The following is a 23,506-nucleotide window of genomic DNA, read 5'->3' as shown; positions in this document are numbered from 1 at the left end:
GCGGCGATGACCGACAGCGGCACGCCGCCGACCCGTCCCGATGCGCCCGAGCGCAAGTCGCTGCGAATCCACGGCACGATCGCCCGTGACCTCGGCATCCTGATCGTCTCCGGCCATTACAAGCCCGGCGACATATTGAACGGCGAGGTCGCCGCGAGCGACCGGCTGCACGTTTCACGCACCGCCTATCGAGAGGCGCTGCGCATCCTCTCGGCCAAGGGTCTGGTGGAATCGCGCCCCAAGACGGGCACGCGGGTGAGCCCGCGCGACAAATGGCAGATGCTCGACCCGGACGTGCTCGCCTGGATCTTCGAGTTCGAGCCCGATGACGACCTGCTCGCCAGCCTGTTCGAGCTGCGCAAGATCGTGGAGCCGGAGGCGGCCGCTCTGGCCGCCCAGCGCCGGACCGACGTCCACCTCCGAACCATGGCCGAGGCGCTCGAGGGTATGGAGAAGCACACGCTCGCGGTGGAGGAGGGGCGGATCGCGGACCACAGGTTCCACGCTGCGCTGCTCGACGCCTCGGCCAATCCCTTCCTGGTGACGCTGACCAGCGGCGTCGGTGCCGCGGTTGCCTGGACGACGATCTTCAAGCAGCGGACCATGCCATTGCGGCGCGACCCCCTGCCCGATCATCGCCGCGTCTATGAGGCGGTCGCCGATGGCGATGCCGAGGGTGCGCGGCGGGCCATGGGAGAGCTGGTCGACATGGCGTTTCTCGACACGACTCGCTCGCGCTCCGGCGCTGCCCGGCGCAGCCCCGCCCCGACTGGCCTGCCGGCACCCGATCCGGACTGAACGCCGCGCGCTCAGTCGATCCGTTCGTCGGGAAGGGCGTTGGTGGGTTTGGCGCCCCAGAGCGCGTAGAAGAGAACGTAGAGTTCGCAGGCCGCGGTCAGCAGGAAGGAGAGCTGAAGGCCGTACAGATCCGCGAGCCATCCCTGGACGATCACAAGCGCTCCCCCCGCAATCGCCATGATGAGCAAGCCCGACCCCTCCTCGGTGAGCGGACCGAGGCCGCGGATTCCGAGCGTGAAGATCGTCGGGAACATGATCGAATGGAACAGGCCGACGGAGATGAGCGCCCACATGGCGAGTGGGCCGTCGGCCAGGACGGTGACGATCATCACCGCGAAGGCTCCGATCGCGGCCGCGGCAAGCACGCGCTCCGGCTCGATCCCGCGCATCAGGTAGCTGCCCGCGAAGCGGCCGACCATCATCCCGCCCCAGAGCAGGAACAGGTAGCGGGAAGCTTCCTCATGGGTGAGATTGCCGATCTCGGGCGCGGAGATGAAGTTGATGAACAGGTTGGAGACGCCGATTTCCGCGATGAGGTAGATGAAGATCGCCGGCACGCCGAACACCAGATTCCGGTGCCGCCAGAGCGACAGGTGCCTGCGTTCTTCGGCGAGGGCCCGGCGCGCCGCCTTGCCCAGCGTCGGCAGCGGGAATCGGGCGATGACGATCGCCAGAACGACCAGCACGGCGGCCACGATGAGATAGGGCAGGATCACCGATTGGGCGTCGGCAAGCCGTTGCTCCGTCGTCAGCGCCGCCGCCCCGCCTTCGACCGTGCCCGAGGCACTTCGCCCCAGAATCAGATAGCCGCCGAACAGGGGCGCGAGCGTCGTTCCGAAGGAGTTGAAGGCCTGGACGAGGTTGAGCCGCGACGAGGAGGTCTCGGGCGGACCGATCACGGCGACATAGGGGTTGGCCGCAACCTGCAGCAAGGTGATGCCCGAGGCGATCACGAACAAGGCGGTCAGCACGACGCCGTAGGAGGGAAGGGTCGCCGCCGGCACCATCAGCACCGCGCCTGCCGCCATGATAGCCAGCCCGACCACCAGGGCGGCACGATATCCGATCCGCTCGATCAGCTTTGCCGAGGGAATGGAAGCGACGAAGTAAGCAATGAACCAGACGCTCTCGATGAGCGTCGTCTGGGTGTAACTGAGGTCGAACACGCTGCGCAGGTGCGGCAGCAGCGTGTTGTTGATGACGGTGATGAAGCCCCACATGAAGAAGAGCGTGGCGAGCATCGCCAGCGCGCCGCGATAGACGCTGGGGCCGTGGCGTGCATTTTCGGCCGCCGCATCGGTCGGAACGCCTGTAGCCATGCCTTATTATCCCTCCCTTGCCCCAACCGAAGCCAGTTGCGCCGTTGGCCATCCGTCGTCGGACCAGACCAGGCGCCTGATTCGAAGCGTCGGCGCGCCTTCGGCCCGTCTGTCATACGCATGGTAGACGATGTGATCGACATCCCCGTCGCGCAGCACCGCGACGTGTCCCGGTCCGGCGAAGCGCCCGCCAGGCTCGAGGGTTTCGTGGAGAACGAGCGTTCCCCCGCCTTCCATCATCGGTCTGCCGTCGCGATCGACATAAGGGCCGGTCGGGGAGCGCGAGCGTCCCACGACGGTATGATAGGTGCTTCTGGCACCTCGGCAGCAAAAGTCGAAGGAGACGAAGAGATAATAAAAGCCGTCCCGCTCGATCACAAAGGGTGCCTCGACGGCGCCGGGGCTGGGCCGCCGCGCGATCGAGTGGATCGCGCGGTCCTGGTCCGAGCGCAACCCCGTCTCGGGATCAAGCCGGATCAGCTTGATCCCCGACCAGAAGCTGCCGAACGCCATCCACTGATGCCCCTCGCGATCGGTGAAGACGGCCGGATCGATGGCGTTGAAATCGTCGTCCGGATGGGATTCGATGACCGGTCCGCGATCGGTCCAGCCGTAGCCCGGCGCGTCGGGATCGATGGTGGAGGCGGTGGCAAGACCGATTGCCGAGCGATTCTTCCCGAAGGTCGAGACGGAATAATAAAGCCGGTACTCGCCATGGCTCCGGACGATATCGGGCGCCCAGAGACCGCGAGTGCCTTGGATCTTCTCCCGCGCCCAATCGGGAATCGAAGGCAGAGCGGGTTGCTCGAACGTCCACGTGACGAGGTCGCGCGAGCTTCGCATGGGCAGGAGCCCCGTGGGATCCGAGGCATGGCCGGTCGCGAAGAGATAATAGTGATCGCCCGAGCGGATGATCGCCGGATCGTGGACCGGACTGACGTCGCCCGAAAGCGCCGTCGTGTCAGGAGAGGTGGCCGCGGCCAGACCGGCCAAGAACGCCAGACCGCCTGCGAACCACCTCATCGACCCCACTGACGACCCCTTTAGTCGAACGAGTAACGGACCCCGAGCGCGAAGGTGCGCGGCAGCGCCGTTGTGCCGAGATTATGTGTATCCGGCCCGCCCGCTTCCTCGAAGCGGTAATAGCTCTGCTGCACTTCGTTCGTCAGGTTCACCGCGTCGAAGGTGACGCCGATCCGCGGAGTCACGTCGATCGTCAGCTGGAAGTCGAGGCTCTTCTCGGGACGCCGCCACACGCCGATGGGATTGGCGAACAGGCGCTGCTCGTTATTGGCGAGGAACGCCTTGCGCCAGACGTAGGAGAGACGCGCGCCGACCGGCCCGCGTTCATAGGCGGCGGTGATGTTGTACGACAGATCCGACACACCGAAGAAGGCGGATCGCGTCTGGCCGACGATGTTGCCGTTGCTGTCGGTGAGCGGGATGTTCTGCGACGAATCCAGAACGGTGAGGCTTCCCTGCACACCGAAGCCTTCCAGGATGCCCGGCAGACGGGGGAACAAGGTCAGGCCCACCTCCACACCTTCCAGGACACCGTTCGAGGCATTTTCCGGCCGCGTGACCGAGAAGATGTCGGTGTTGAGCCCGGTTCCGGGGATGGTGAGCAGGGACGTGATCGGCACCACCAGACCTTCGATCTCGCGGCGGAACAGGGTGGTGTAGATGGCGCTGTCGCGAGCGAAATAATATTCCAGGGCGAGATCGTAATTCCTGGACGAGGTGGGCTGCAGGTTGACGTTGCCGCCGGTACCCGAGCCCCGTCCGATGCCGGTGAGGTCTCCGGTGAGGTTGAAGTTGGGGTTGAGGTCCGGGAAGGAGGGCCGTCGGAGAGTCTCGCCATAATTGAAGCGAACGCGGAAATTGTCGAACGGCTCGAATCGCACCGTCGCGCTCGGCAGCAGCTTTTCGGTCCTCTGCGAGCCCGACGTGCTCTCGCGCGTGAATTGGTCGGTGAAGGCCAGGTCCGTGTCGACGTTGACGTAGCGGGCGCCAATCTGGACCTGCAGTGGCCGGCCGAACAGTTCGACCTCGAAATCGGCTTGGGCGTAAGCAGCCATCGTGATTTCATTGATGTCGAAGACGTCGATCAGTTCGAGCTCGTCCGAAAGCAGGATGCCCGGATCGACCGAGTTGCGATAAAGCTGCCGGATCGTGTCGGCGTTACGGTAGATATGATAGCCGTTGGGTGCGATCCATGACGTCGGCACGTTGGCCCGCCCCTGGAAAAAATCGTCGTTGCTGTAGACGAGGGCGGGATCCAGCGAGCTGAACCGCACGCCCAGCCCCGGCGCGTCCTGGGCGCGCAGCGAATCCATCGCTTCGCGATCATCGTAGCGGATGCCGGTCTTGAACTGGCGCAGGATGCCGTCGAACTCGCGCGTATAATCGAGGTGCAACGTCATCGCCGAACCTTCGGAGCGGTTGGCATTGTCGTAAAATTCGCCGACATCCCACTGCGACGGATCCGTCAGCAGGCTGTTGTCGCTGAAATTGTAAGCGGGAAAGCCGCCGCCCTCGTTGAAGTCGACATCGATCAGCGACGCCACGCGGGTGATCCGCATCGCCATGAACTCGGTCTTGAAGCGGCTGTTCTGATAGGAGATGTCCGCATTGATAGAACTTTGGTCGTCGACCTCCCATTGGCCGTTGAGGGCATAGACGAACGTGTCCGTGCGACTCTTCGTGAGGTCGCCCGAGTTGAACCCGAACACGTTGCCGACCCGGCGCGATTTGATGATGTTGGTGCCGTCGATCAGCTCGAAGGTCTCGGCAGGATTCGGGCCGAGCGCCTCCCACCAGTCGACGAAGCTGAAGAAGAGGTTGTTGAAGGTCGTCTGGCGGAAGCTGTTCCAGAAGAATTCGAACGTATAGGTCGAGCTTGGATTGGGCGACCATTGTACCGCGGCATTGATCGCCGGCCGTTCACGCTCGCCGGCCACATCCGGGCTGAACACCGCATCGCGCGACAGATAATAAGGCACGTCGACGCCGTTGATCCTGAGCGTCGACCCGGGCTCGGTCGAAAGGCCTCGCTCCAGACCGGGCTGCCAGTTGACGTTCCCGTCTCCGGGGAAGATGCGCTGAAGCGGCGTGAAGCCCGAGCCGGGGGGCGGATTCTCCGTCGCGAACGGCACCATCGCACCGGCGGTGATGCTCTGCTCGCGGAATTCGGTGCGGGCATAACTGGCATTCACGAGGATGCCGATGTCGCCAATCCCAGTGGTCCAGCGGTTGCTGATGAGCGCGGAGACGTTTGGATTGATGCTGTCCGCCTGCTCGTTGTAAATGCCGCGGGCGACACCGGAGATCGCCAATCCGTCGAAATCGAACGGCCGACGCGTGAACACGTCGATCTGGCCCGCGATCCCGGTCTCGATCTGCTCGGCCGCACGCGTCTTGTAGACATCGATTCGCCGGACGAGATTGGCCGGGATGTCCTGGAGGGCGAAGGCGCGGTCGGAAGCCGTGAAGATGTTGCGACCGTTCATGGTCGTCAGCGCGTCCGGCAGGCCGCGGATCGATATGGCTGCCGCCTCGCCCGCTCCGCGATTGGTCACCTGGATACCGGTAATGCGCTGAAGCGCCTCGATCACATTGTTGTCCGGGAGCTTGCCGATATCCTCCGCAACGACGGAGTCGACGATCTGGGTCGACTCGCGGCGAATCTCGAGTGCCTCGGCAAGCGCCGCGCGAACGCCGGTGACGACGATCACCTCGTCGGGCGTTTGGCCGGCCGAAGGCTGACCTTCCGACGGAACGAGACCTTCTTCTTGTGTCTGCTGCTGCGCCAAGGCCGGCGCGACCGGCGCGCAAAGGGCCATCACTGAAGCCGCGCATGACAGGGCAAGCTTGCGAGCCATCCTATCCTCCCCTTTTGAGTATCTGGCGCGAGGGGAACCGCCCGCCCGCCCATTTCTGTTATTACTCAGACAAAAGGAGTAACGCGGCCGATGCCGAGTTGCAAGGGATTTCTCAGACATTTGGAATAGCTGGCAACTTCAAGCGCATAGGTGGAGCGGAGAGGCCCCGCGCCGCCCCGATCGCTCGGTTCGAGAGCGCGCCGGCTTTGCATGCTCCATCAAGCCTTGCGTCTTAATGTCTGAGTTATTATCCACGAAGAAACACAAGGCGACGAGGCGTGCCGCACGCAACCGGCAGCAGGCACTTCCTCGATTCCAGCCTGGGCCACAGGCCGCCGGGCATTCGGGGAGGATCATGGCGCTTCATCTGGTTCAACTGCGCGACACCGGCGGCGAGCGGCTGGTGGCGGCGATCGATCAAGGCCAGGTCCGCCGCGTCGAGGGCATCGAGAGCAGCTATGCGCTTGCCCGTCTCGCACTGGCCGAAGGCACGACGCTCGCGGATGCTGCGCGCTCGCGGCTCGGCGGAGCGGTCGACCTCGAAGCAGCAAGATCCCAGAGGCGCATCCTCGCTCCGATCGATCATCCCGATCCAGCCCATCTACACTTGACCGGCACGGGCCTCACCCATCTCGGCTCCGCCGAGGGGCGCGATAGGATGCACAAGGCGGCCGCGGCCGGCGCGGCGACCGATTCGATGCGTATGTTCCTGATGGGCGTCGAGGGCGGAAAGCCCGGTGCGGGCGCCGTCGGCGTTCAGCCCGAATGGTTCTACAAGGGAGACGGCTCGTGCCTGGTCGGGCCGGACGCGCCGCTCGCTGCGCCCGAATTCGCGCTCGACGGCGGCGAGGAACCCGAGATTGCCGGAATCTACCTGATCGACGACGAGGGCCGTCCCTGGCGCCTCGGCTTCGCGCTCGCCAACGAATTTTCGGACCACGTGACCGAGCGGGGAAACTATCTCTGGCTCGCCCATTCCAAGCTGCGGCCGGCCGCCCTCGGCGCCGAACTCCTGACCGGGGAATTGCCGGCAGAGATTCGCGGCACCAGCCGCATCTTGCGGGACGGAGCCGTGCTCTGGGAGAAGGCGTTTCTGTCGGGCGAGGCCAACATGTCCCACAGCCTCGCCAATCTGGAACATCATCACTTCAAATACGATCTGTTCCGAAGGCCCGGCGACGTGCACGTGCACTTCCTCGGCACGGCGACATTGTCCTTCGCCGACGAGATCGAGACGCAGGAAGGAGACGAGTTCGAGATTTCGGCCGAACCGTTCACGATGCCGCTGCGCAACCGGCTCGTCCGCGGTGAGAGCAGCGTTCCAGAAGTGCGCGCGCTGTGAGCCCGATCAGGGTCGCGATCGTCGGCATTGGCAAGATTGCGCGGGATCAGCACCTGCCGGCACTGGCGGCCAACCCCGACTTCGACCTCGTCGGCGGCGTCACCCGTCACGAACCGCCGGACGGGCTCGACGGCTTCCGCACGCTTGCGGACCTCGCCGCAGCGCGGCCCGATGTCGACGCCATCTCGCTCTGCACGCCGCCCCAGGGCCGCTACGCGCTTGCGCGCGAGGCGATCGAGCGCGGCTATCATGTCATGCTCGAAAAGCCCCCCGGCGCAACGGTCGCGGAGGTGGAGGCGCTGATCGCGCTCGCCCGCGACAAGGGGGTGGCCCTGTTCGCGACCTGGCATTCGCGCGAAGCGCCGGCGGTCGAGACCGCCCGCACCTGGCTTTCCGGGCGAGGCATCCATTCGGTGGGCATCGTCTGGAAGGAAGACGTCCGCCGATGGCATCCGGGGCAAGCATGGATCTGGGAACCGGGCGGTCTCGGGATCTTCGATCCCGGCATCAATGCCCTTTCGATCGCGACCCGAATACTTCCGCAGGCCATGGTGCTGCACGAAGCCGAGCTCTTCTATCCCGCCAACCGGCAGGCCCCAATCGCGGCGCGCCTGAGCTTCACGCACGACCGGGCGCCGGTCGAGGTCGAGCTCGACTGGCGCCAGATCGGCCCGCAGACCTGGGACATAATCGTCGAGACCGATAGCGGGCAGCTGACGCTCTCCAGCGGCGGCGCGGCGATGGCGGTGGATGGCCAAGTCGTGTTCGAAGCGCCGGAAGCCGAATATCCGAACCTCTACGCCCGCTTTGCCGAGCTGGTCCGTGCGCGCGCGGTCGACGCGGATCTCGCGCCCTTCCGGCATGTGGCGGACGCCTTCCTGTTGGGTCGTCGCCTGGAGGTCGAACCGTTCGAAGACTGAATCCGCCCCCGAGAGGCGAAACGAGGGAGAAGGGTATGAGCCGGAAAATCATCAAGAAATGCCTGCTGGCAGTGGCGGCTATTGCCGGAATGAGCGGGACGGCGGCGATCTCCCAGAACAGCACGCCCGTGCCGGTGACGGTCACGGTAGACACTGCGCAGGCGGGTCCGGTCATCGACCGCAACATCTATGGCCATTTCGCCGAGCATCTCGGCCGCGGCATCTATGAGGGCGTGTGGGTCGGAGAGGATTCCCCGATCCCCAATACCGCGGGGTATCGCAACGACGTCGTCGAGGCGCTGAGAAACCTCAGGATTCCGGTGGTTCGCTGGCCCGGCGGTTGCTTCGCCGACGAATATAATTGGCGCGACGGAATCGGGCCGCGCGATCAGCGTCCGGTGCGGGTCAATACCCACTGGGGCGGCGTCACCGAGAACAACCATTTCGGCACGCACGAGTTTCTGAATTTCGCCGAGCTGATCGGGGCCGAGGCATATGTTGCCGGCAACATGGGCAGCGGCTCGCCGCGCGAGATGGCCGAGTGGGTCGAATATATGACCTCCGACAGCCAATCGACCCTCGCTAACGAGCGTCGCAGGAATGGTCGCGACCGGCCATGGCGCGTGCAATTCTTCGGAGTCGGCAACGAAAGCTGGGGCTGCGGCGGCAATATGCGGCCGGAATATTCGGCCGACCTCCACCGCCGCTACCAGACCTTCGTGAAGACGCCGCGCGGCGTGCCTATCGTGAAGGTCGCGACCGGCGCCAATGTCGACGACTACAACTTCACCGAAGTGATGATGGACCGCGCGCGCAACCAGATGGATGCGCTCAGCCTTCACTATTACACCTTCCCCGGCAGCTGGGAGGACAAGGGCCCGGCGACGGGCTTCGGCGAGGACAAGTGGGTTTCGACGCTGCGCAACGCGTTGCGAATGGACGAGCTGATCACTCGGCACAAGGCGATCATGGACCGGCATGATCCGGAACGGCGCGTCGGCCTGTTCGTCGACGAATGGGGAACCTGGTACGATCAGGAGCCGGGCTCGACTCCGGGCTTCCTCTACCAGCAGAACTCGTTGCGCGACGCCCATGTCGCGGCACTGACCTTCAACATTTTCCATCGTCACACCGACCGGGTGCGCATGGCCAATATCGCCCAGATGGTGAACGTGCTTCAGGCGATGATCCTGACCGACGGCCCTCGGATGGTCCTGACGCCGACGTACCACGTTTTCGACATGTATCGCTCGTTCCAGGGGGCGACCCCGCTCGCCGCAAGCGTGGAGGCACCCGAATATCGGTTCGGGGAAACGCGGCTCCCGCGCGTCGACGTCTCGGCAGCCCGGGATACGTCGGGACGGCTTCACCTTTCGCTCGTGAACCTCGACCCCAACCGGCCGGCCCGCGTCGTCGCCAACGTCACGGGACAGAACGTGCGCGGGGCCAGCGGACGCGTGCTGACCGGGCCGGCGCTCGACACCCACAACACGTTCGACCAGCCGAACAGGATCCGGCCGGTCGCTTATAGCGGCCGAGTCGAGAATGGCCGGCTGGTGTTCGACCTTCCGGCCAAGTCGGTCGCCGTGGTCGCGGTCGAGTAGAGCCTTGCTCTCGCGCCGGGTGTTTCTTCTCTCGGCGAGCGCGCTCGCGCTCGCCGGCCCGGCGATGGCCGCCGCGGTCCGCGAGGCGGGCCGCGTGAAGGCCCGGCCGCTCCCGCTTTCCGCCGTACGCCTCAAGCCGTCCATCTACGCGGAGGCCGTGACGGCGAACCGCCTTTATCTTCTCGCGCTCGAGCCCGACCGGCTGCTGCACAATTTCCACAAGAGCGCCGGCCTGCCGGTCAAGGGTGACCGCTATGGCGGGTGGGAGGCGCGTGGAATCGCCGGCCATACGCTCGGCCATTATCTCTCCGCCTGCTCCCTCGCTTTTGCGCAGACCGGCGATGCGGCCTTGCGGGACCGGGTGTTGTACATCGTGGCCGAGCTTGCGCGCATCCAGGCTGCGCATGGGGACGGCTATGTCGGCGGGACGACCGTCGAACGCGATGGCGAGCTCCTCGACGGCAAGATCGTCTTCGAGGAGATACGCCGCGGCGACATTCGCACCGGGGGCTTCGACATCAATGGCGGCTGGGTGCCGCTGTACACCTGGCACAAGGTCCATGCGGGCCTGATCGATGCCCACCGTCATGCGGGTGATCCTCTCGCCCTGGGCGTGATGTTGGGCATGGCCGATTACCTCGCCGCCATCCTCGAACGCCTCGACGACGCGCAGATGCAGCGACTGCTTGCGGCCGAATATGGCGGCCTCAACGACAGCTATGCCGAGACCTATGCGCTGACGGGCGATCGGCGCTACCTGGCCCTCGCCGAGCGCATACGTGACCGCCGGGTGCTGGATCCGCTCGCGGAAGGACGCAACAACCTGCCGGGCCTGCACGCCAACACGCAGATACCGAAGGTCATCGGCCTGGCCCGGCTCCACGAATTGGGCGGCGAACCGCGCCACGCAGCGGCGGCACGCTTCTTCCACCAGACGGTGGTGAGGGACCACAGCTATGTCATCGGCGGAAATTCGGATCGCGAGCATTTCGGCCAACCCGGAATCCTCGCGCCCTTCATCACCGACCGTACGTGCGAAGCCTGCAACACCTACAACATGTTGAAGCTGACCCGGCACCTTTACGCCTGGCAGCCGGACGCCGCCATGTTCGACTATTACGAGCGCGCGCATCTCAACCACATCATGGCGCACCAGCACCCGAAAACGGGGATGTTCGCCTATTTCATGCCGCTCACCTCCGGCGCCCGGCGCACCTATTCCACGCCGGAGGACAGCTTCTGGTGCTGCGTCGGGTCCGGCATCGAGAGCCATTCCAAGCATGGCGAGTCCATTTACTGGGAGGATGGCCGCACCCTTTACGTCAACCTCTTCATCCCCTCGACGCTCGATTGGGCGGAGCGGGGCCGGTTCGAGCTCGATACCGCCTATCCCTTCTCCGGCCGGGTGGACTTCCGAATCACGCGAGCTCCGGGTGAACCGCTGTCGATCGCGCTTCGGCTGCCCGGCTGGTGCGAAGGCCCGGTCCTCACGCTCAATGGCGAGGCGGCGGCCTTCGACCTCCGGCAGGGTTATGCGGTGCTTACGCGCCGCTGGGAGCCCGGCGACCGTCTCCGCCTGGACCTGCCGATGGCGCTGAGAACCGAAGCGACGCCCGACAATCCGCGGTTGCTGGCCTTTCTCCACGGCCCCCTCGTCCTCGCCGCCGATCTCGGGCCGGCGGATGCTCCGTTCGATGCGCTTCCTCCGGCTTTGGTGTCCGTCGATCCGGCGCGCATGCTCCAGCCGGTCGGTGGGGAGCCGCATGTGTACCGGACGAGTGGCGCGGTTCCGCAGGAGCTGATTCTGAAGCCGTTCTTCAACCAATATGATCGCCGCACTGCTGTCTATTTCCCGATCTTCACCCGCGAGCAGTGGCGAGCCGAGCAAGCGCATTGGCAGCAGGCTCAGCGCGAGAAGGCCGACCTCGAGGCGCGCACGGTGGACGTGATCCACCTGGGCGAGATGCAGCCCGAGCGCGACCATGACTTCGTCGCCAATCATGCCGACCTGCTGAGTTGGAATGGCCGAAGCGGTCGCCAGGCCTGGTGGGGCGAGGGCAATTATATCGAGTTCACGCTGGCGGTGCGTTCCGGGCCGATGACCCTCGCCGCTCTTTATTGGGGCGAGGAGGTCGACAAGAATTTCGACATCCTCGTCGACGGAACGCGCATCGCCAACGAACGGCGCGCGGGCGCACCGAGCAGGCGTTTCGTCACGGTCGAATATCCGATTCCCCCGGCCCTGACGCGCGGCAAGGACAAGGTGCGCGTGCGTTTCGAGACCCGGGGCAGCGACGCGCCGGTCTACGAATGCCGGATCCTCGCATCTCCGCCCGATCGGATCGCCGCGCGCTCCGTCGGCTGAACCTCCGGCCCGCGGGCGATCGGCTCGCTTGGGTCCGCGCTATTGCGGCATCAGTGATTGTGGCGCGGCACGCCGAAGTGCTGGGCGAGGCGCTGATACTTGACCGCAGGCTCCAGCACCGCACCTTCGCCGTTCTGCCCCACGGTTGCGCGCTGGAGCTCCTGCCACGGCGTCTGGCTCTCGGGATAGGCGAGGCCGCCCTGCGCCTCGAGCTCGGCGCGCCGTTGTTCGAGCTCGCCGGGCGGCAGCAGGATATTGGCCTGGCCGGTCTTGAGATCGATCCGCACCCGGTCCCCGTTGCGCAGCAGCGCGAGCCCGCCGCCCGCCGCGGCTTCGGGTGACGCGTTGAGGATCGACGGGCTTCCCGAAGTCCCCGATTGGCGGCCGTCCCCGATGCAGGGCAGGGCATGAATGCCGGCGCGGATGAGCTTGGCCGGCGGGCGCATGTTGACCACCTCTGCGGCGCCCGGATAGCCGATCGGGCCGGCCCCGCGCATCACGAGCAGGGTGTTGTCGTCGATGCCGAGCGAGGGATCGTCGATCCGGGCGTGATAATCCTCGGGCCCGTCAAAGACCGCGACGGGGCCTTCGAACGCGTCGGGATCGTCGGGATTGCAGAGATAACGTTGGCGGAATTCGTCGGAGATGACGCTCAACTTCATGATCGCGCTGTCGAAGAGATTTCCGCGGAGCACCAGGAAGCCTCCCGCTTCCTTGAGCGGACGGTCGAATGGCCGAATGACGTCGACGTCCTCGATGAGGGCGTCTCGGCAATTTTCGCCGATGGTGCGCCCGTTCGCCGTCAGCGCGTCCTCGTAGATGAGACCTTGGCGCATCAGCTCGGCCACCACCGCAGGCACGCCCCCCGCGCGGTAATAATCCTCGCCGAGATACTCGCCCGCCGGCTGCAGGTTGACGAGGAGCGGAACGTCGCGGCCATATGTCTCCCAATCGTCGATCGAGAGCTCGACGCCCGCATGACGGGCGAGCGCCACAAGATGGATCGGGGCATTCGTCGAGCCGCCGATCGCCGAATTGATGCGGATGGCGTTGATGAAGGATTCGCGCGTCATGATGTCCGAGGGCTTCCGGTCCGCCTCGACCATCTCGACGATCTGAAGTCCGGTGCGGTAGGCGGCCTCCTGGCGATCCCGATAGGGGGCCGGAATGGCGGCGGAACCCGGAAGCGACATGCCAAGCACCTCGGCCAGCGAGTTCATCGTCGTTGCGGTGCCCATCGTGTTGCAGAAGCCGGTCGAAGGCGCCGACGACGCCACGAGCCTGATGAATCCCTGATAGTCGATATCTCCGGACGCGAGCATCTCCCGCGCCTGCCAGACGATAGTGCCCGACCCGGTCCGCTTTCCCTTGTACCAGCCGTTGAGCATCGGCCCCACGGACAGGGAAATGGCGGGTATGTTCACCGTGGCGGCGGCCATCAGGCAGGCGGGCGTGGTCTTGTCGCATCCGGTGGTCAGCACCACGCCGTCGATCGGATAGCCGAACAGGATCTCGACAAGGCCCAGATAAGCGAGGTTCCGGTCCAGGCCGGCGGTGGGCCGCTTGCCTGTTTCCTGGATCGGATGGACCGGGAATTCGAAGGGAATCCCCCCGGCCTCCGAGATGCCCGCCCGCACGCGCTCGGCGAGGACCAGGTGGTGGCGGTTGCACGGGCTGAGGTCGCTGCCGGTCTGAGCGATGCCGATGATCGGGCGGCCCGACTGCAGTTCTTCGAGGGAGACGCCGAAATTCATGTACCGCTCGAGGTACAAGGCCGTCATGTCGGCATTCGACGGGTCGTCGAACCAGGCGCGCGAGCGCAGGCGTTTGCGGCCGACGGTCGGATCAGTGCTCATCTTGATTATCTACCACTCGCGTCAGGTTGCCGGAATAAGTGCCAGATCGAGCGCGCGTACGTTCCGGCTCCCGGAAGGGTAGTCCGCCATCGGTTCGGGCTAGGCACATTACTCAGACAAATGCCAAAGAATTGTGAACTCGGCAAGGGTCACCGTGCGCAGCCTATGTGCGAGCGTCCAGTCCGGCCGGGACCGAAAGGTTGCTCTTGTGCTGTGGTGATATACTCATACAAATGGTGGAACTTCGATCGACGCCTTTCTGAGGAGGATGCTGGTGAGGAAGGGGCTCCGATTCGCCATGACATTGCTGGGCTATGTGGGCGCCCTGGGCGCATCTTCGGGAGCATCGGCCGCCGATGCATCACGGTCCGCCTTTGGGCAGATGCCGACCGGAGAGACTGTGGAAGCGATCACGCTTCGCAACGATCGAGGGCTGGAAGCGCGGATCATCACCTACGGTGCGGCGTTGCAGTCGCTGCTGGTGCCGGACCGAAAGGGCGAGCGAAGCGACGTCGTGCTCGGATATCCCACGCTCGACGGCTATCTTGCCAAGGGGGAGTTCTTCGGAGCGACCGTGGGCCGTGTCGCCAATCGCATTGCCCGGGGAAGGTTCACGCTGGACGGCCAGGCTTACCAGACCCCGGTCAATGACGGGCCGAACGCCCTTCACGGCGGCACGAAAGGCTTCGACAAGGTACTGTGGCAGGTCGTCGAAGTGCAGGAGGGGCCGACGCCGAGCGTCACTCTGCGCTACGTCAGCCCGCACATGGACCAAGGCTATCCGGGGACGCTCACGGTAACGGCGACCTACTCGCTGGATGAGACGAACACCTTGTCGGTGGATTATCGCGCTACCACCGATCGTCCCACCGTGGTGAACATCTCCAACCACGCCTACTGGAATCTTGCCGGCGAGGGCTCGCCCCAGGGCGCCATGGGTCACTTGCTCACAATTCCGGCCGACCATTTCACGCCGGTGGACTCGACATTGATCCCCACCGGCGAGTTCAGGCCCGTGGAAGGCACCGTGTTCGATTTCCGGATGCCAACCCCGATCGGTGCGCGCGTACGCGACGCGGACCAGCAGATCGTGTTCGGGAAGGGCTACGACCATAATTGGGTCGTAGCGCGCGACCTGGCGCCTGAGCCGAGACTGCTCGCCCGGGTGGAGGAGCCGACATCCGGCAGGGTCATGCAGGTGCTGTCGAACCAGCCGGGAATTCAGTTCTATTCGGGAAATTTCCTCGACGCGACGATCGTGGGAAAAGCGGGAAAGCTGTACCGTCAGGGCGACGCGATCGTGCTGGAGCCGCAGATGTTCCCCGATGCGCCGAACCGGCCGGAGTTTGGCTCCGTCCGGCTCGATCCCGGCGAAACCTATCGAAACCTCGTGCAGTTTCGTTTCTCCGTCTCGCAGCACGACGATTAGGACGGCCCTCCGGATGCGACCGATGCCGGCCTCGGCCCGGACTGGGAGGCGGAGCTCTGCTGTTGTCGGGCTGCATTGGCGCGGCCGGTCAAGGCCGCGCTCAGGCCCCGCGCGCTCATCCGGACCCTCCCGTTGAGCGCAGATGTGATCACGGCTCGGCCGCGGTCCGCGGCGACAGCGATCTAGCCACTCCCCTAAGTCCGCCCCCGATCCGCCGCGGCATCGCCTTTCCTGCGGTGGAGGCGCAAAGGTTCGCAGCCGGCGATCCGGCGCGCCGCCGACGAACCTTCAGCAGCCCGCACGGTGACGGCGGCGGGACCTCCAAGCGGAAGGTGCGGTAAGGAAGTTTTACCTTTTGTTGATCACCTCCCGCCAGTGAGCGGCCGCGCGGCCGAAGGACCTCCACGGGTCTTGCCGGTGCGCTGCACTCGCTCTTGACTCAGGGGCGAAGCCGGCCATCTACTTGCTGGTGCAAGTACATGATATTTGATAACATTTTACAATTTCTTAAGACTTTATTAACTATTTTCCGGCATCCCGCTCTCGTCGACAACGGGGGGTTCTCCTAGCAGCGAGATGGGCCGACGGCCGCGGGGGCCGCCAGGACCGATCGCTCTCACCGCACATCGTCGATGCTCCGGAGGCGTCTGCTTTCCGGGCCGCGCACATTTACGTCCGGTATCGTCCTGGAAGCGATGCCGCTTTGACATGAATTGTCGAGTAGAAAGGTATTAAGTGGGTCGCGCATGCAGAGGGGGCCAGCCTCGTTTGGCTGGAAAGAGTGGGACGCTCATCAGGAATTTGAGCGGTTGCGCGGCGATATTCGCGTTGAGCATCACGGCGAGTGGCGGCCTTTCGGCGCAGGAAGTCGCCCCCGCAGCGGCGGTGGCGACGGTCGACCAGGCGGTCGACCTGGCCATCAACACCCAACCGGAGGTTCAGGCACGCTGGGAGGCCTTCCGCGCCTCGAGCGCGGACCGGCGCGCTGCCAGGGGCGGCTATCTCCCCTCCGTCGACGTGAACGGCGAATATGGCGCGGCCACACGCGAATATGACGATCGCGGCTGGTTCACTCGCGACTATGTTGAGCTGCAGATCAGCCAGATGCTGTTCGATGGCTTCCTGGTGCGCAGCCAGCTTGAGGAGGCCGACCAGAATCGGCTCGCGCGTTACTATGAACTGCTCGACGAAGTGCAGAACAAGGCGCTCGAGGCGATCGAAGCCTATGAGGACGTGCGTCAGTTTCGCGAGACGCTCGCTCTGGCCCGCGAGAATTATGCGACGCACCAGAGCGTCCATGCACTGATCAGCGAGCGCGCGGAATCGGGCGTCAGCAACATGGCGGATCTCGAGCAGGCGGCCGGCCGTCTCGCCCTCGCCGAGGCCAATATGCTTACCGAGCAGGCCAATCTCCACGACGTGACTGCCCGCTTCCAACGAATCGTGGGCCGCCCGCCTGCCGAGGCGCTCGAGGATTTCGCCGTCGCCAGCACCAGCGTGCCCGCCGATCTGGAGTCGGTGCTGAACCAGGCGGTCCGCAATCATCCGAGCCTCTACGCTGCCAATGCCACGATCGAGGCGGCGAGGGCGGCCGTCGCCGAAAGCAAGGCGGCTTATTATCCGAGGGTTTCGGTTGCCGCGCGCGGCGGAACCTATCGCAACAGCAGCAGCTTCGACGCCCAGTTCGACCCCCGCGGTCGAGGCGAGGAAGCCTTCGTAGGGCTGAATTTCAGCTACAACCTGTTTCGCGGCGGCGCCGACCAGGCGCGCAGCGAGGCGGCGGTGCGGCGGCTCTATCAAAGCGAGGATCTGCTCCAGAAGGCTTGCGTGGATCTGCGCCAGAACGCGTCGATCGCCTGGAACAACGTCGTCAGCCTCAGGGCCCGGCTGGAGGCGCTCGACGCCCACCGTATGCGTTCGGCCAATGTCGCGACCGCTTATGAACAGCAATTCTATATCGGTCGCCGCACCTTGCTCGATGTGCTGGACGCGAAGAACGAAGCATTCCAGTCCGAGCGGTCCTATGCCCAGGCGCAGCATGAGCTGACCAAGGCCTATTACCGCACGCTGCGCGCCATGGGCATTCTGCTCGACGTGCTCGGCCAGTCGCGCGAAGGAATGCCGGCCATCAGCGCGTTCGACGACGACGCACAGCCCGCCTCGATCGATTGCGGCGGGGCCCTCGCCTCGGTTCGCTAGGTGTCGTGAACAGGAGCGCCCGTAACCGCTCGCGTCAGGAAGTGAAGGTACATCTATGGAGCATCGAGGCAGAGACGATCTCCTGAGCTGCCTGCTTCTGCTCGCCGGAGAGCGTGGCACCGCGACGACCCGCGATGCCCTGACTTCGGGCCTGCCTCTCGACGGCTCCCTGACGCCAGCGCTGTTTCCGCGCGCCGCAGAGCGTATCGGCTTCACGGCCCGCCTGGCCGAGACGCCGATCGCCGGACTGAACCCCGCGCTGCTGCCGGCCGTGCTGCTGCTCCGCGACGAGCATGCCTGCATCATCTATTCGGTGGATTCCGAAGCCCGAACCGCTTCGGTGGTCTTTCCCGACCTCGGATCGGTCGATCAGAGGGTCCATCTCGCGCTGGACGAGCTCGAGCCTCGCTACCTCGGCCAGGCGATCTATTGCCGCCCCGTTTATCGGCCGGACGAGCGTGTCAGCTCGCCTTCCGAAGAAGCGGAGGGGCACTGGTTCTGGGACGTGATCAGGGGCAATCGAAGGCTCTATGCCGACGTCCTGATCGCAGCGCTGTTCGTCAATCTCTTCGCCATGGCGATGCCGCTGTTCGTGATGAACGTGTATGACCGCGTCGTGCCGAACCAGGCGACCGACACCCTCTGGGTGCTGTCCGCCGGCATCCTGATCGTACTGATCGGTGACCTGGTGCTGCGCCACATGCGCAGCTGGTTCGTCGATGCGGCGGCGGCCCGCGCCGACAATCGCCTTTCCGCTCGCATCATGGAACGCGTGCTCGGAATGCGGCTCGAGCAACGCCCCGCCTCCGTCGGCAGCTACGCCACGAGCGTGCAGTCCTTCGAATCGGTCCGCGGCTTCATCGGGTCGATGACGGTGCTGACCCTGGTCGACATGCCCTTCTTCCTGCTGTTCGCGCTCATCATCGGGCTCATCTCCTTCTGGATGGTGCTGCCCCTCCTGGTCGGCACCGCAATCGCCATCCTCTATGCGCTGTCGGTGGCCGCCCGACTGAGCGCGCTATCCGACGAGGTGAGCCGGGCCGGAGCCCATCGCAACGCCACCCTGGTGGAAGGCCTCTTCGCGCTCGAGACTCTCAAGGCTTTCGGCGCCACGAGCCGCGTCCAGAAGGTGTGGGAGCAGGCGACCGAATATCTGTCGTCCCAGGTCGCAAGACAGCGGCTGCTCGGGGGTTCGGTCGGCAGCGTCACTGCGCAGGTCCAGCAGGCGGTGGGCTGCGTCCTGATCATCGTCGGCGTGTACCTGGTTATCAACGGCAACATCACCCAGGGCGGGATGATCGCCGCCTACATGCTCTCGTCCCGCGCCATGGCGCCGATCGCCCAGACGGCATCGTTGATGACTTCCTTCTATCAGGCGCGCACCGCGCTCGTTCAACTCGACGAGACCGTGGCTCAGCCGCAGGAGCGACCTGTCGGCAGGAGCTGGATCAGTCGTCCGGTCATCAACGGCGACATCGCGTTCCGCAACGTGGCCTTCAACTATCCGGGCAGCCAGGCGGAGGCGGTGAAGGGGGTCAGTTTCCACATCCGGGCGGGCGAGAAGGTGGGAATCATCGGCCGCGTCGGCTCGGGCAAGAGCACGATCGGCAAGCTGCTCCTCGGGCTGTATCAGCCCAGCGCGGGCATGGTCATGGTCGACGGAGTCCACATCGGCCAGATCGATCCGGACGAGCTGCGGCGGCGGATCGGCTATGTCCCGCAGGAACCGGTGCTGTTGTTCGGCACCGTGCACGACAACATCATGCTCGGCGCCCCCCGTGAGAATCGAGAACGAAGGCTGGCGGCGGCGATGGACGTTTCGGGTCTGGTTCCGATGCTCGGCGCCAACGCCGAAGGCCTGGAAATGCCGGTCGGAGAAGGCGGGAACAGGCTGTCGGGCGGCCAACGTCAGGCCGTTGCGATAGCCCGGGCGGTCGCCATGGACGCAAGCATCCTCGTGCTCGACGAGCCGACCAGCGCGATGGACGGGCGGCTGGAGGCGCATGTGACGAGGGCCTTGGCCGCTTATGCGGAGCACCGGACCATGCTGCTGATCACCCACAAGCCGGCCATGCTGGAGCTGGTGAACCGGCTGATCGTGATCGATGAGGGCAAGATCGTCGCGGACGGCCCCAAGTCAGCGGTCCTCGAGAGCCTGAACAATGGCAACATCCAAAGGGCGGCAGGATGACGAGCATGGACCATAGCCGTCCGGTCGAAAGGCGCTTGTTCGACGGGCTGGACCGTGCGGCCGGCGCCGTGCGCGCCGGCAAGTGGCTCGACACTTTGTTCAGGCCCTTCTGGTCGGGACAGTCGCGAGATCTGCGCGATTGGGGGGAGAGCGCGAGATATGCGATCGACCGGCAACAGGTCATTCGGGCGCGCGGACTCCTTTACGGCGTCGTTGCGATATTCGTGATCCTGCTGATCTGGTCCGCCTTTGCGACGGTGGACGAGGTCACCCGCGGCGAAGGCAAGGTGATACCGTCACGCCAATTGCAGATCGTCCAGTCGGTCGACGGCGGCGTCGTGGAGCAGATTTTCGTCAGGGAAGGCCAGCGCGTCCAGCAGGGCCAGCTCCTCGTCCGGATCGATCCGACCCGCTTCGTCGCAAATCTGACGGAGGGAAGGGCAAGGGCCTTCGCCCTGAACGCGAAGATCGAGCGGCTGAGCGCCTTGGTCGACGGCACGCCCTACGAGCCGGATGAGCCTGCCGGGGCCGAGGCGGGCCAGGGCAGCGAAGCCGCGATGATCCTGGCGCAGGAGCGCCAATATTATTTTGAGAGCAGAAGGCAGCTCGACGAGAGACTCCTCATCGCCCGGCAGCAACTCGCGCAGCGGCGCAACGAACTGCGGGAAGTGGAGGCGGCGCTTCGGACCGCGGAGCGCGCTCACCGGATGGCGCAGGAGGAAATCACCATCACCCGTCCGTTGCTGGCATCGGGCGCCGTCTCGGGGATGGACATATTGAGGCTCGAGCGAGAGGTCTCCCGGACCCAGGGCGAACGCCAGCAGGCCGGTGCAAGGCGGGCGCAGCTCGCTTCCGGGATCCAGGAGGCGGAAACCCGTATCCGGGACGTCGAGGTGACGACGAAGAATGAATGGCGTGCCGAGCTCTCGGCCGCGATGGCCGAGTTGAACAGCCTCGGGCCGAACGTCACCGGCCTCGCCGACCGCGTGAAATATTCCGAGATCCGCTCGCCCGTCTCCGGGCTCGTGCAGCGCGTGCTTTACAACACCGTGGGCGGGGTCGTGCAGCCGGGCCACGCGGTGGTCGAGGTCGTCCCGACGGAAGGCCGGCTGGTCGTCGAGGCCAAGGTGTCGCCGCGCGACATCGCGTTCCTTCGTCCGGAGCTGCCGGCCGTGGTGAAGTTCACCGCCTACGACTTCTCGGTCTACGGGGGAATGCAGGCGACGCTGACCCACATCAGCCCCGACAGCATCACCGATGACGATGGCAACACTTATTATATCGTCAGGGCCGAAACCACCGGGAACCAGTTCCGGCAAGGCCTGCCGGTGATCCCCGGCATGACGGTCCAGCTCGACATTCTGACGGGCAAGCGCACGGTGCTTTCCTATCTTTTGAAGCCGATATCGAGGGCCAGGCAGAATGCCTTGAGCGAACGCTAGCCGGCCCGCCTACGCGCCGAAGACTATTTGATTACTGAGGAATGGGTATGAGCAAGAGCGGGATCGTCGTCGGCGTCACGGGAGAGGTTTGGGCAAGAGCGGACGACGGCTCGCTGCGCCAACTCTCCGTCGGCGACCAACTGACCGGCAAGGAAACGCTCATCCTCGCCGCAGGCGCCACGATCACGGTCAGCTACGGCGCCGGCGCCGAAGCCGAGCTCGTCACACTCGAAGGGCCCCAGGGCAGCGGCTTCAGCATCGTCCCGCCCGATCAGGACGAAGCGTTCGTGGCTCCGCCCGATCTGGTACGGATGATCGAAGAGGATCTGCTGGGCAAGGATGAAGGCGAAGCCGATCGTGCTCCGGCTGAGCGGGCCGGAGACGGTTATCGATTCGTCCAGCTCGTCCGGATCGACCAGGATCTGGAGACCGACGCCGTCACCCCTCTCAACCTGGCACGGGTGCAGGAAGTCGTCCCGCCGATGACGATCGATTGGGAGGACCCGACCGACGAAGCCCTCGAGTGGCGCTACAGCCGCGGCCGGGAAGAGGAGCGGCCGACCAATCGGGCGCCGGAACCCGTGCCCGACATACGGGTCATCCAGGAAGACGAGACCGCGACCGGCAACGTGCTCGACAATGATGGCGATCCTGAAAACGGGGCGCTGGCGGTCATTCGGTTCGAAGTCGGCGGCCAAGTCTATTCGGCCGGCGAAACCGCGACCATAACGGGGGTCGGCACCGTCCTGATCGGCCCCGACGGAAGCTACAGCTTCACCCCCGTGTCCGACTGGAACGGCGTCGTGCCGACGATCACCTATACGGTCGACGACGGCCGCGGCGGATTCGCCACCAGCACGCTCGACATCGAAGTCGAGCCGGTCGCCGACATTGCGCCCGATGCGATCACCACCCGTTCGGGCGATCCCGTCACCACCGATGTGCTCGAGAACGATACGTTCGAAAATGGCGCGGCGGAAGTCACGGCCGTGACGCAGGGCGAGCACGGCACGGTCGTCATCAACCCCGACGGCACGATCACCTATACGCCCAACCACGGCTATGTCGGCCCGGACAGCTACACCTATACCGTTGTCGCGGGCGGGGTCGCCGAGACGACGACGGTGACGATTGAAGTCATGAACACGGCGCCCGAAGCGTTCCCCGAAGTGGAGACGACTCCGGAAGACACGCCGCTGAGCGGCAACGTGCTGGACAATGACCGCGATCCCGACGGCGATCCGCTCAGGGTGACCGGCTTCGAGGTGAACGGACAGGCTTATCCAGCCGGAGAGACTGCCCGGATACCCGGTGTCGGAACCTTGGTCATCGACCCGAGCGGGAACTACAGCTTCACGCCCGACCAGAACTGGAACGGCTCGGTTCCGACCGTCACCTACACCGTCACCGACGGCAATGACGGGGGCACCGCCGATAGCACTCTCGACATCAGGGTCACGCCGGTGAACGATGCGCCCGTCCCGGGCACGCTCCCGGAACGGTCCGACGCAGATTCGGATTCGATCACGGACGTCGACGTCAAGTCCGGCTTTTCGGACCCGGAGGGCGACGGCTTGGCCTACACGGCGACCGGGTTGCCGCCGGGCCTGACACTGGACCCGGTCACCGGAATCATCAGCGGAACGATCGATCCCTCGGCAAGCCAGTCGAGCACGCCCGGCAATCCGGCCGGAGTCTACGCCGTGGTGGTGACCGCGGACGACGGCCATGGCGGCAGGGCGACGCAGACCTTCACCTGGACGGTAGATAATCCGTCACCGACGGCAACAGACGACGCCAACACGACGGACGAAGGCACGCCTCTGGTGGTAAGCGCGGCGGACGGCGTGCTGGACAATGACGCCGATCCGGACGGCGACACGCTGGTGGTGCGGGCGGTGAACGGCGCCGAGGCGAATGTCGGCACCTCGGTGGGCGGCACGAATGGCGGCACGTTCACGCTGAACGCCGACGGCAGCTACGATTTCGACCCGAATGGCCAGTTCGACGATCTCGCGGTCGGCGAGACTCGGACGACGCGCATCACCTACACGGTCAGCGACGGCGAGGGCGGCACCGACACGGCCACGCTCGAGGTGACGGTGACCGGCACCAATGACGGTCCGGTGGCGGTGGGAACGCTCCCCGGTCGGTCCAGCG

14 protein-coding genes are annotated in these 23,506 nt (G+C 65.2%); 10 read left to right on the top strand and 4 right to left on the bottom strand.

The features are described 5' to 3' along the window. Positions 1-6: 6 nt before the first annotated feature. Positions 7-798, top strand: coding sequence for a FadR/GntR family transcriptional regulator (locus EKM57_RS14550; protein WP_129793249.1), 792 nt, complete (start codon positions 7-9; stop codon positions 796-798). An 11-nt stretch (positions 799-809) separates the two neighbouring features. Here the strand turns inward: EKM57_RS14550 and EKM57_RS14545 are convergent, their stop codons facing one another. Genes EKM57_RS14545 through EKM57_RS14535 form a run of 3 tightly spaced genes read right to left on the bottom strand, consistent with a single transcriptional unit; the run spans position 810 to position 5,998 of the window. Continuing rightward, positions 810-2,117: a sugar MFS transporter gene (locus tag EKM57_RS14545; protein WP_129793248.1), complete on the bottom strand. Its 1,308-nt coding sequence runs from the start codon at positions 2,115-2,117 to the stop codon at positions 810-812. 6 nt (positions 2,118-2,123) lie between these two features. Next, the gene (locus EKM57_RS14540) at positions 2,124-3,140 is read right to left on the bottom strand and encodes an arabinan endo-1,5-alpha-L-arabinosidase (protein ID WP_129793247.1); all 1,017 of its coding nucleotides are present in this window, start codon (positions 3,138-3,140) and stop codon (positions 2,124-2,126) included. Between the two features lie 20 nt (positions 3,141-3,160). Beyond that, complete coding sequence (locus EKM57_RS14535) at positions 3,161-5,998, bottom strand: TonB-dependent receptor (protein WP_129793246.1); 2,838 nt, start codon at positions 5,996-5,998, stop codon at positions 3,161-3,163. 355 nt (positions 5,999-6,353) lie between these two features. Between EKM57_RS14535 and araD1 the strand changes: the two genes are divergently transcribed. The 4 genes from araD1 to EKM57_RS14515 are packed head-to-tail and all read left to right on the top strand — an operon-like array spanning position 6,354 to position 12,229. Beyond that, a complete protein-coding gene (gene araD1, locus EKM57_RS14530) occupies positions 6,354-7,340 on the top strand; it encodes an AraD1 family protein (RefSeq protein WP_129793245.1) in 987 nt (328 codons plus the stop codon). Beyond that, the gene (locus tag EKM57_RS14525) at positions 7,337-8,260 is read left to right on the top strand and encodes a Gfo/Idh/MocA family protein (RefSeq protein ID WP_129793244.1); all 924 of its coding nucleotides are present in this window, start codon (positions 7,337-7,339) and stop codon (positions 8,258-8,260) included. The genes araD1 and EKM57_RS14525 overlap by 4 nt, the downstream gene beginning before the upstream one ends. A 35-nt stretch (positions 8,261-8,295) precedes the next feature. Beyond that, a complete protein-coding gene (locus tag EKM57_RS14520) occupies positions 8,296-9,864 on the top strand; it encodes an alpha-N-arabinofuranosidase (RefSeq protein ID WP_129793243.1) in 1,569 nt (522 codons plus the stop codon). A gap of 19 nt (positions 9,865-9,883) precedes the next feature. Beyond that, positions 9,884-12,229, top strand: a complete 2,346-nt coding sequence (locus tag EKM57_RS14515) for a glycoside hydrolase family 127 protein (RefSeq protein WP_243451060.1) — start codon at positions 9,884-9,886, stop codon at positions 12,227-12,229. A gap of 50 nt (positions 12,230-12,279) precedes the next feature. Here the strand turns inward: EKM57_RS14515 and EKM57_RS14510 are convergent, their stop codons facing one another. After that, complete coding sequence (locus EKM57_RS14510) at positions 12,280-14,085, bottom strand: IlvD/Edd family dehydratase (RefSeq protein WP_129793242.1); 1,806 nt, start codon at positions 14,083-14,085, stop codon at positions 12,280-12,282. Between the two features lie 268 nt (positions 14,086-14,353). Between EKM57_RS14510 and EKM57_RS14505 the strand changes: the two genes are divergently transcribed. The 5 genes from EKM57_RS14505 to EKM57_RS14485 form a co-directional block, all read left to right on the top strand. Beyond that, complete coding sequence (locus EKM57_RS14505; protein WP_129793241.1) at positions 14,354-15,514, top strand: aldose epimerase family protein; 1,161 nt, start codon at positions 14,354-14,356, stop codon at positions 15,512-15,514. 828 nt (positions 15,515-16,342) lie between these two features. After that, positions 16,343-17,713 carry a TolC family outer membrane protein gene (locus EKM57_RS14500; RefSeq protein ID WP_165357466.1) on the top strand — a complete coding sequence of 457 codons (1,371 nt, stop codon included), beginning with the start codon at positions 16,343-16,345 and terminating at the stop codon, positions 17,711-17,713. Between the two features lie 55 nt (positions 17,714-17,768). Next, a complete protein-coding gene (locus EKM57_RS14495; RefSeq protein WP_129793239.1) occupies positions 17,769-19,904 on the top strand; it encodes a type I secretion system permease/ATPase in 2,136 nt (711 codons plus the stop codon). A 5-nt stretch (positions 19,905-19,909) separates the two neighbouring features. After that, positions 19,910-21,346: an HlyD family type I secretion periplasmic adaptor subunit gene (locus EKM57_RS14490; RefSeq protein WP_129793238.1), complete on the top strand. Its 1,437-nt coding sequence runs from the start codon at positions 19,910-19,912 to the stop codon at positions 21,344-21,346. A gap of 47 nt (positions 21,347-21,393) precedes the next feature. Beyond that, the coding region (locus EKM57_RS14485) for an Ig-like domain-containing protein (protein WP_165357464.1) at positions 21,394-23,506 on the top strand (2,113 nt) is incomplete at its 3' end.

This window comes from Sphingosinicella sp. CPCC 101087 (assembly GCF_004151485.1).
Lineage (GTDB): Bacteria > Pseudomonadota > Alphaproteobacteria > Sphingomonadales > Sphingomonadaceae > Allosphingosinicella.
This window is presented reverse-complemented; position numbering and strand designations above follow the sequence as displayed.